This is a genomic window from Amycolatopsis sp. NPDC102522 (assembly GCF_055584485.1).
Window position 1 is genome coordinate 37,422 of the sequence record NZ_JBVJLY010000027.1, and the last position, 6,262, is coordinate 43,683.

General features: G+C 70.8%; 6 protein-coding genes. 4 read left to right on the plus strand and 2 right to left on the minus strand.

The genetic code is table 11. From position 1 onward, the window contains the following. Positions 1-60: 60 nt before the first annotated feature. Genes ACZ6YV_RS38540 through ACZ6YV_RS38550 form a run of 3 tightly spaced genes read left to right on the plus strand, consistent with a single transcriptional unit; the run spans position 61 to position 1,558 of the window. Positions 61-417, plus strand: coding sequence for a peptidase inhibitor family I36 protein (locus ACZ6YV_RS38540; protein ID WP_465514331.1), 357 nt, complete (start codon positions 61-63; stop codon positions 415-417). 14 nt (positions 418-431) lie between these two features. Next, a complete protein-coding gene (locus ACZ6YV_RS38545) occupies positions 432-782 on the plus strand; it encodes a hypothetical protein (protein ID WP_465514332.1) in 351 nt (116 codons plus the stop codon). A gap of 29 nt (positions 783-811) precedes the next feature. Further along, positions 812-1,558 carry a hypothetical protein gene (locus ACZ6YV_RS38550; RefSeq protein ID WP_465514333.1) on the plus strand — a complete coding sequence of 249 codons (747 nt, stop codon included), beginning with the start codon at positions 812-814 and terminating at the stop codon, positions 1,556-1,558. Here ACZ6YV_RS38550 and ACZ6YV_RS38555 read toward each other — a convergent pair. Both ACZ6YV_RS38555 and ACZ6YV_RS38560 read right to left on the minus strand, forming a co-directional pair. Beyond that, the gene (locus ACZ6YV_RS38555; protein WP_465514334.1) at positions 1,548-4,406 is read right to left on the minus strand and encodes an AfsR/SARP family transcriptional regulator; all 2,859 of its coding nucleotides are present in this window, start codon (positions 4,404-4,406) and stop codon (positions 1,548-1,550) included. The genes ACZ6YV_RS38550 and ACZ6YV_RS38555 overlap by 11 nt on opposite strands. A gap of 132 nt (positions 4,407-4,538) precedes the next feature. Continuing rightward, positions 4,539-5,390, minus strand: coding sequence for an alpha/beta hydrolase (locus ACZ6YV_RS38560; protein WP_465514335.1), 852 nt, complete (start codon positions 5,388-5,390; stop codon positions 4,539-4,541). On the opposite strand from ACZ6YV_RS38560, the gene ACZ6YV_RS38565 reads away from it, so the two are divergent. Continuing rightward, complete coding sequence (locus ACZ6YV_RS38565; protein WP_465514336.1) at positions 5,356-5,961, plus strand: EAL domain-containing protein; 606 nt, start codon at positions 5,356-5,358, stop codon at positions 5,959-5,961. The genes ACZ6YV_RS38560 and ACZ6YV_RS38565 overlap by 35 nt on opposite strands. Positions 5,962-6,262 lie beyond the last annotated feature (301 nt).

Genomic DNA, 6,262 nt, shown 5'->3' on the forward strand with positions numbered 1-6,262 from the left:
AGCGTCCTGAGTCATGGCCGGACACCCCTTGACCGGCACTGACGAAGGGAGTACTCGACGATGAGAAAACTGACCGCGCGGCTGAGCGCGGGCCTGCTGGCCGCGGCGGCCGTCGCGACCGTGGGCCCGGTTCAGCAGGCCTCGGCGGGCGAGCCCGCGCGGGCGTGCCCCGCCGGGTACTCGTGTTACTACAACACGGACCACTTCTACATCTTCGGACGGATGTTCATCGCACCCAGCCCTGGCTGTCGCACGGTCGCGGACATGGGTCTCGACGACGTGCGCTCCATCTACAACAGGGGTGGCGGCGAAGTCCGCGTCTACGACCGCAACGGGCGCTACATGCTCGCCGTGCCCGCGGGCAGCTCCCGCGACATGCTCGGCCAGCGTGTCACCTGGACCTTGTGCGCCGACTGATGAAGGGACGACCAATGCTGAACAAAGCACGGCTGGCCGCGCTCGCGCTCGCGCTGACGGCGATCGGCATGACACTGGGGCCGGTGGGTACGGCGTCCGCGGGCAACGACAACTGGGGTTGCCCCGACGGATACTCCTGCTACTACAAGTACGACCTGGGCGGGCGTCCACAGTGGAACGCCCCGGCGCCGGGCTGCTATTCGATCGGCGCCACGGGGCTGGGGCAGATCGCCTCGATCTCGAACCGCGGCGGCGGCCCGATCCGGCTGCGTGACAACAACGGTGACTACTACCTGACGGTGTGGCCCGGTCACCAGGAGATCAGTCTCGACGCGCAGAACATCCGGAGCTTCTGCATCAGCTGACCCGGACGCGGGGGCGGAAAGGGGAAATCATGAGGAAGTTCCGCCCCCGTGCGGTCCTGCTGGTGGTCGCGGTGATCGCGGGGTGTGCCGTGCACCCCGCCGGTGACGTCGGCCGGGCCCGCGCGGACCTGGGGGCCGCGCGGCAGCTCGACCGGCAGCTGACGACAGCACGCTGGTCTCTGCTCGAAAAATGCATGTCGGCCAAGGGATTCGAGGTACACCCGGTTCGCGCGACGCCGTCGCTGGAGTTCGCCGCGCCGACCGGTTTGGCGCCGACCCGCCCGCAGGCCGAGGCGACCGGCTACGAAATCGCGCGGGTGCCTCACGACTACGACAAGCAGCCCGCGGAATACCGGTCGCGCTACAACGCGTCCTCGGACGGCTGCCTGTCCGAGGTCGATCGAGTCCTTTTCGGACAGAGCGGGATGCCGCCGAGGGCGCCGATCGCGGACATCCAGGCCGCCGCGACCGCCGCGTTCACGAGCGCGGACCCACCGGCGGCGGTCGCGAGCTGGTCCCGGTGCCTGCGCGAAGCGGGCTACCCACCTTTCAGGTTTCCCGCTGACGCGCGACACCACGCGGCCGGCCTGCCGCCGGAACGGCAACGGGAACTCGCCGTCGCGGACGCCGGATGCGCCGAAACCACGAAGGTGAACGCCGAGATCTCCGTTCTCTGGGAACAAAAACTGGACGAGGCGCTGGCCGCGAACGAAGCGGCACTCGCCGCGTTCCGCGACACGCTCGCCGAACAGGTGAAACGGGCGCTCACCAGCTGATCGGCGGCACGCCCATCGCACGGCACAGCTCCCGCGCCCGCCGGGAAAGCCCAGGATCCGCACCCGCTCTGGCGAGACCGTCCAGCGCACGAGCCTCATTGAGCCGGTTCCCGATCCCCTCGGCGATCGAGAGTGCCCGCCGGTGATGCTCGCGTGCGCTCTCGCACTCACCCCGATCCCGTAGTACGGCGCCGAAGATGTTGTGCGCGGTGCTGTGCAGTGACGGCTGTGCCAGCCGTGCCAGCACTTCGAACGCGCGCTCGATCTCGGCGTGCGCGTCGTCGAGCCGCCCGCTCGCGCGGAAGACGTCCGCGCGCTGCATCAGCACCGTCGACCTGACCGTCAGATCGGCGACCTCGATCGCGATGGTCTCGGCCCGGGTGAGGTAGCCGAGCGCGTCGGCGAACCGCCGCAGCCTGCCGCAGGCGACCCCGGCCTCCACCAGCACACCCGATTCGAGATGGCGCTCGCCGACCGCACGCAGGCTGGCCAGCGCCAGCCCCGCCTCGCCGACCGCCCGCTCGAACTCACCGGTGGCGACCAGCGCGGCCGTCGACAGCCACAGTGCGATCGCTTCCTCACGGCGGTCTCCCTCGGCACGGGCGACGCCGAGCGCCCGTTCGATGTCACGCGTCGCGTCGGCGTAGCGGCCGAGACTTTGCGCGAGAATCCCTCGCCGGGTGAGACAGAGTGCCTCGTGACGGCGGTCCCCGGTGTCACGGGCGATGCCCAGTGCCCGATCGGCGACGACAAGTGCGTCGGCGTAGCAGTCGTGCAGCCAGTGCAGCGTGCTCAGGTTCACCAGCGTGAGCAGTTCCGCCTGGGCGTCACCCTGGTTCGTCGCCGCCCCGGCCGCCAGCTCGTGCAACCGCACGCCGTACTCGGTGCGGCCGCCGACCAGGAAGAACGCCGCGAGACCGCGCGTGATCGCCCACACGTGACCGTCGTGCCCCTCGGCGGCGCCGAGTTCGACGATCGCGGCGATGTTGACCATTTCCTGTTCACACCAGGCGACGGCCTCGCGCTGGTCGATGGGTTTGAAGCCGTCGACAGGCTGGTACACCGGCTCGGTGCCGAGGGCCTTCCGCCCGGGCGCGAGGATGCTCCCCACCCTGTCCGCCTGGCACAGGTAGTAGTCGAGCAGCAGGCGCACCGCCTCGCGCCGTTCCTGCCCGTGCTGCTCGGCCTCGGCTCTGGCGTAGTCCCTGATCAGGTCGTGGAACCGATACCGGCCGGGGCTGTGCTGCAGCAACAGGTGCCCGTCCAGCAGGTCCTCGAGCAGCGGCTCGGCCTTCTCGACGGGGAGCCGCGCGAGCGCCGCGGCCGCGTACACGTCGATGTCGACGCCGGGGTGCGCGCCGAGCAGCCGGAACATCCGCTGCTGTTCGAGGTCGAGCTGGCGGTAGGAGAGCCGGAACGCGGCCGCGATGCCCTGGTCGCCGACCGCCAGACTGGCGAGACGGTGAGCGCGCAACCGTTCGGCGAGATATCCGGGAGTCCACTGAGGACGATGGCGGAGCCTGGCGGCGGCGATCCTGATCGCCAGCGGCAGATACCCGCACAGCTCGACGATCTCGGCCGCCGGTACCTCCCGGCCCAGCACCCGATGGAACAGCGCCTCGGCCTCGGCGGGTGCCAGCACGTCGACCGAGAACACGGTGGCGCCCGCCAGCGCCTGCAGTCGACGGCGGCTGGTGACCAGCACGAGCGAACCCGGCGAGCCGGGAACGAGCGGACGGATCTGCTCGGCGCTCGCCGCGTTGTCGAGCAGCACCAGTACGCGGCGCCCGGTCAGTTCGGCACGCCAGAGCGAGGCCCGTTCGTCCAGCGGCTCCGGGATGCGCTCGGCGGGCACGTCGAGCGCGCGCAGCAGGATTCCGAGCGCGGTCGCCGGGTCCATCGGGGCGCGCCCCGCGGTGTGCGCGTGGAGGTCGACGAACAGGCTGCCATCGGGGTAGCGCGGTTTCAGCCGATGCGCCACGTGCAGGGCCAGCGCGGTCTTGCCGACGCCTGCCATGCCGTCGATCGCCGAGATGGCCACGACCGCCGAGGTGACGCCGAGCAGACCGGTGAGTTCGGCTTCCCTGCCGGTGAAGTCCGCGACGTCGTGCGGCAGGTAGCTCCTGGGCGCGGCCGGGTCTTCACGCAGGATCTGGACGTGCCGTTCCCGCAGCTGCCTGCCCGGTTCGACCCCGAACTCGGCCGCGAGCACTTCGCGCCGGTCACGATAGACGTCGAGCGCGTCCACCTGGCTCCCCGAGCGGTGCAACGCGAGCATCAGATGCGCGGCGAAGGACTCGCGGGCAGGCCAGGCGACGACCAGGTCGCGCAGCTCGCTGATCACCTCGCGATGCCGCCCGGCTTCGAGGTCGGCCTCGATCCGCTGGTCCAGCGCGTCGAGCCGGAGCTGCTCCACCCCGTCGCAGAGCCGGAACCGCGCGTCGACGAGCCCGTCGAGCGCCGGTCCACGCCACAGCGCGAGCGCGTCGGCCAGCGCGGCCGAGCGCGCGCCGGGCTCACGGACCGACCGCGCCCGGTGGGCCAGCGCGCGGAAACGATGCAGGTCGACGGTCTCGGGGTCGGTGTGCAGCGCGTATCCGGCGTCCTGCCTGCCGATCCGCACGCCGGGCAGCACGGCGCGGAGCCTGCTGACATGACTGCGCAACGCGGCATCGGCCGCCCGCGGTGGTTCACCGGCCCAGAGCAGCTCGACCAGCCGGTCCACCGGGACGCCGCGGCCCAGCTCGAGCAGCAGCACCGCGAGCAGGCCGCGTTCCCTGCGCCGGGTGATCAGCACCTGGCAGTGCTCGGCATGAACCTCGAGCTGACCTAGAATCCGGAACTCCACAAGGAATCAAGCTAGCCGGACGGCCGCCGCCCGTGGTGCGAATTTCGCGCCCCAGGCTCCCGTAGCGCTCACCCTGGGTGAACCGGAGGGACGGCCGCCGGACGTCCGGCCGGATAGCGCCTTCGTGCCGTCCTAGTGGCCGACCATCTCGTTCGTCCAGCCGGTCACCGCGTCGTGCAGCAGTGGCGCGTCGGGCGCGAGGTTGATCGAGTGCCCGTAGCCCGGCACCACGAACGTGCGCAGGTTCGCCGCGGGCGAGTAGTACGCGGCCTCGCCCTGCCGCAGGCTTTCCGCGCTGGAGCAGTCGCCGGCCAGCAGGCCGCAGAACACGCTGTCCTTCTCACCCATGGCGAGAAGGACCGGTACGTTGATCTGCAGGCTGTAGGGCAGCAGCAAACCGATCAGGACGGCGTCCACCATCTCGCCGGGCGCGATCAGGTCTTTGGTCGCCTCGTCCACGTCGATGACCTGCGGGTCGTACGGCCCAGGGCTGTGGAAAGCGGTGTACCGCATGCCCGTCGTCGTGGTCAGATACCCCGGGTCCGGCAACGCCGGGGTCAGCGCGGCCAGCGTGGGCTCCACCGTCAGCGGGGCGATCCGGTGGGTGAACCCGGTGATCACCACGCCGTCCACGTCGTGGAAGGTGGCCGCCTCGATGATCGTGGTGGCCGATCCGAGCGAATGCCCGACGAGGACGATCTTGTCGAACCCGGGCCCCGACGTGCCCGTCCGCATCGCCTGGATGGCGTGGTGCACGGCGTTGGCTTGGGCGCTCGCGGTCAGCAGCGCGCTCAGCGGTTTGGAGCTGCGCCCCGAGCCGACCCGGTCCACCGCCAGGGTGGCGTATCCGGCGTTGTTCACAGCCTTGCGGAACGATCGGGTCTCCGACAGTCCGGGCGGGTCGTAGTAGGCCGAGTTGTACGTGCCGCCGGGCACCAGCACCTGCAGGGTGTGGCTGCCGCTGGGCGAGTGGCTGCTGAGCACCGGCTGCCGTCAGGTGGGCTGGTGGCGGCAACGGCTGGACCGCGACCTGTGGCTGCTGGTCAGCCTGAGCCCACACCAGGCGGCCGACACGGACCTGCTCACCCGGGTGGTCGGCGTGCTGGAGGAGACGCGGTTCCCGGCCGAACGGCTGCTGATCGAACTGCCCATGCAGGCCGTGTCCACCGACCTCGGCGAGACCAGGGACAACCTGCGGGCGCTGGCCGATCTGGGCGTGCGACCGGTGATCAGCGTCCGCGGGCTGGGCGACGGCGCGCTGGCCGTGGTGGCCGACCTGCCGGTGCGCGGTGTGCGGCTGGACAGTGGGCTGTTGGACCGTGGGTTGCTGGATGGTGCGCTGCTGGACTCGCCGGTGGCCGACTTGCTGCGGGAGCTGACGGGCTTGGCGCACCGGGTCGGCGCGGAGGTGATCGTGGACGGTCTGACCGCCGGGCGGGCGGGGTTCTGGCTGGCCGCCGGTGCCGAGCTGGCGCTGGGTGACCACTACGGGGCGCCCTGCCGCCCGGACGAGCTGGCCGTCACTTTCGGCGACTCCGGTGGGCGGGCACCCTAGGCGGTTTCGGGAACAGCGGGGAGATCTGTGGCCGTTTTTCGGCGATGGCTTAGAACGGGGACGGTTCGTTGGCGAGGTTTCTGGCGGGCGCTACGCTGTCAGGGGCGAGATCTCCTTGCGGGGCGGGCCGAGGCGGTGTGGCCGTTTTCCGGCAACGGCTACGCGACGAAGAGCCGCAGCACCACGGACACGGCGACCGAGGTTGTGTCTGGCCAACGCTCCCGTCGCCGTTATTCGGCAACGCCTCAGAACGGTGACGGTTCGCCGACAAGGTCACTAACGGACGCAGCCCTGCCAGGCA

Excerpts from the sequence above, each read along its gene's own strand:
- ACZ6YV_RS38550 (WP_465514333.1), top strand. The coding sequence starts at position 812 with ATGAGGAAGTTCCGCCCCCGTGCGGTCCTGCTGGTGGTCGCGGTGATC.
- ACZ6YV_RS38540 (WP_465514331.1), top strand. The coding sequence starts at position 61 with ATGAGAAAACTGACCGCGCGGCTGAGCGCGGGCCTGCTGGCCGCGGCG.
- ACZ6YV_RS38545 (WP_465514332.1), top strand. The coding sequence starts at position 432 with ATGCTGAACAAAGCACGGCTGGCCGCGCTCGCGCTCGCGCTGACGGCG.